3 protein-coding genes are annotated in these 3,002 nt (G+C 32.4%); 1 reads left to right on the forward strand and 2 read right to left on the reverse strand.

The features are described from left to right. Positions 1-119 precede the first annotated feature (119 nt). Positions 120-1,187 carry a rod shape-determining protein gene (locus tag CKF59_RS02760; protein ID WP_119534459.1) on the forward strand — a complete coding sequence of 356 codons (1,068 nt, stop codon included), beginning with the start codon at positions 120-122 and terminating at the stop codon, positions 1,185-1,187. 252 nt (positions 1,188-1,439) lie between these two features. Here the strand turns inward: CKF59_RS02760 and grpE are convergent, their stop codons facing one another. Together grpE and CKF59_RS02770 are read right to left on the reverse strand one after the other, a co-directional pair. After that, positions 1,440-2,288 (reverse strand): nucleotide exchange factor GrpE, encoded by an 849-nt coding sequence (grpE, locus tag CKF59_RS02765; protein WP_119534460.1) that lies wholly within the window; start codon positions 2,286-2,288, stop codon positions 1,440-1,442. 4 nt (positions 2,289-2,292) lie between these two features. Then, a complete protein-coding gene (locus tag CKF59_RS02770; RefSeq protein ID WP_119534461.1) occupies positions 2,293-2,787 on the reverse strand; it encodes a nucleotide exchange factor GrpE in 495 nt (164 codons plus the stop codon). Positions 2,788-3,002: the final 215 nt, after the last annotated feature.

Genomic DNA, 3,002 nt, shown 5'->3' on the forward strand with positions numbered 1-3,002 from the left:
CTTTATGCCTTTATCATGCCAAGGCATTGACAAATGTTGAGTAACTGCTATAAGTTTTACCTTTAATAAATTCTGTTAAATACAATTTAACAATTAATCTTTGATAATCTGGAAAATAAATGTTTAAGAAAATCTTTGGAATGTTTTCAAATGATATTGCTATAGATCTAGGTACAGCAAATACTTTAATCTATGTTCGCGATAAGGGAATAGTATTAGATGAACCTTCAGTAGTAGCAGTACGTCGTGATGCAAATGGAGCTTTATTAGATATTGCTGACGTAGGGCATAACGCAAAAGCAATGTTAGGTAAAACCCCTAAAAACCTCTTTGCTTCACGTCCTTTAAAAGATGGTGTTATTTCAAACTATCTTTTAACGGAAAAAATGTTACAATTTTTCATTAAAAAAATTCACAAACCAACATATTTCTTCCGTCCAAGCCCTAGAGTTCTTGTATGTGTTCCAGCACAATCAACTCAAGTTGAACGTCGTGCAATTAAAGAAGCGGCTTTAGGAGCAGGAGCAAGAGAAGTTTACTTAATTGAAGAGCCTATGGCTGCGGCTTTAGGTGCAGGATTACCAGTAAGTTCACCAAAAGGATCTTTTATTGTTGATATTGGTGGTGGTACTACTGAAGTTGCGGTTCTTTCTTTAGATGGTATTGAGTGTGCTGTATCAGAGAGAGTTGGTGGTGACCAAATCGATGAAGCGATTATCTCGCATATTAGAACCAAATTTGGTTTAAAAATTGGTGAACATACAGCTGAGAGAATTAAGCATGAAGTAGGTTCTGCTATCTACTTAAGCGAAGAAGAAAATAAAACCATTGTAATTCAGGGTTTTAATATTAATGAAGACTTACCTCGTGAAGCAACCATTACTTCAAATGATGTAGTTGAAGCTATTGCAGATCCTCTTGATAAAATTGTTCGTGCGGTGCAAACTACCATTCAAAAAACTAAACCAGAATTAGCAGCTGATATCTATAAACATGGGATCACTCTTTCTGGTGGTGGTGCTTTACTGCGTAATATTGATAAATTAATTTCAGAAAAAACTGGAATTGGTTGCTATATTGCTGATGAGCCTTTAACCTGTGTGGCACGTGGGGGCGGTAAAGCTTTAGAAAAAATCATTCACGATGGCTATGATTCATTTACTACTGATGAAATCCCACAAAATTAAGATTTAAAGTACTTCTCACAATTGTAATAGTTAAACAGTATTTTTATAAACTATTACTTGCAATAATTTACTTTAAATCTTTGATAAAAAACTTCCTCTTTAAGCTAATGATAAATTATCTTAAGGGGAAGTTTTTTTATTAGAAAAAGTCCTCCGAATTTTAAGATAAAATTCAGAGGACTTTTTCTAATATTAATACAGAACTTATCTGTATCTTTTGTACATTTTTACATTTTGTAGATTTACTTTTTCTTATTCTTCAGGCGCATAAGCTACCACTGAAGCTGGAGAAACAACACGATCTTTTAATTTATATCCTTGAGATACTACATCAAAAATTGTCCCTGCTTGTTCAGGAGTTCCCGTAAAGATAGCTACAGCATCATGGATATTAGGATCAAAAACTTCACCTTTAGCTCCATAAATTTCTACGCCTTCTTTTGCTAAAGAAGCTTTTAAATTTTGCTCAAATTCTTTTAGCTCAAGAACAAATTGTTCAAAATCTTTATTTCCCGTTTCTTTTGGTAGCTGATTTAAAGCCATATTAAGATTTTGGAATAAAGGTTTAATTGCATTCTTTATGATTTTTTCATTTGCATATAAGACTGCATTTTCTGTTTCTTTTTTCTCGCGTTCTAAACGACGATTTTCTTCTTCTTGGGCAGAGTTAATAGCTTCTAATCTTTGAGTTAGTTTTTCAAAAGAATCAGAGCTAAGACTAGATTGAACAGTTTCTAGTTGTTTAGTTGCTAATTGAGATAAACTATCTAAATCTTGCACAAGATTTTCTTCAGTATAATCTTCGCTTGCAACAAACTCACCAGCTTCATTAAAGTAAGTTAATAATTGTTTTAAATAATCTACCGCTTCTTTACTAACTTCACCATCATGATTAAGCTGTTCACTTAAAACAAAAGGCACAACCTCTGCTTCAGTACTAGCTTCTGTAGTTTCAGCTTGTTCTGTTGTTGCTTCTTGTTGTTCTGTTTGGGCTTCTGTTTGAGCTTGGGTTTCGGTTTCGGTTTGAGCTTGGGTTGCTTGCTCTTCCTGTTGATTTAAATCAACATTTTCAAACTCAGTTTCTTTATTTTGCTGAGACATCTTCTTACTCTCCTTCTTTCTCTTGTGCAGTTGATTCACCTTCTGTTACTTTAGCTTCTTCACGGGTATGAAGACCTAAAGAAACTAAGTTATCTTCGAAAGACTTAAGAATTAAGGTAATCCCCTCAAAATTAGCTTTTAAGCTTTCATCACCATTAAAAGTATCAGAAAACTTATTTAATTGTGCAGTTAAAGTATCGATTGATGGTTTTAAACAATCTAAGTAAAATTTCTCTTTTGCAAATTTTACATGTAGTTCACGTTTACTTTTTTCAGCTTCGATTTCTTTTTTTGTTGCATTATAACGATTAGCTTTTTGTAAAAGCTCTTGATCGTTTTGCTTTTTCTGCTCTAAGCCACTATTAATTACATCAGTAACCGTTAAATAATCATTTAACTTAACTACAAGATTGTCTAGTTTATTTTTCTGAGAAAACTGCTTTACCAGCTCTTCAAGTTTATTTAACTCTGAACAAGCTGCTTTATATTCGTCTGACATATAATTCCTTATATTTTGCTTCTAACCTAGAAACATAAATTTTTATTTTTACACATCTATAGTATACCGCAATAAGTAAAAAAATCAAGTTTCAATCCGCTTTTTCTCTAAAATACTAATAGAATAAGCGTCTTTTCGAATAAAAGATAAAACTTTAACCTTAATTTTATGCAGACCAAATCTCTAGTTTAGAGTTTAAAGTATCTATTTTGTGC

This window comes from Psittacicella gerlachiana, from assembly GCF_003585965.1.
In the GTDB taxonomy this organism is placed as follows: domain Bacteria; phylum Pseudomonadota; class Gammaproteobacteria; order Enterobacterales; family Psittacicellaceae; genus Psittacicella; species Psittacicella gerlachiana.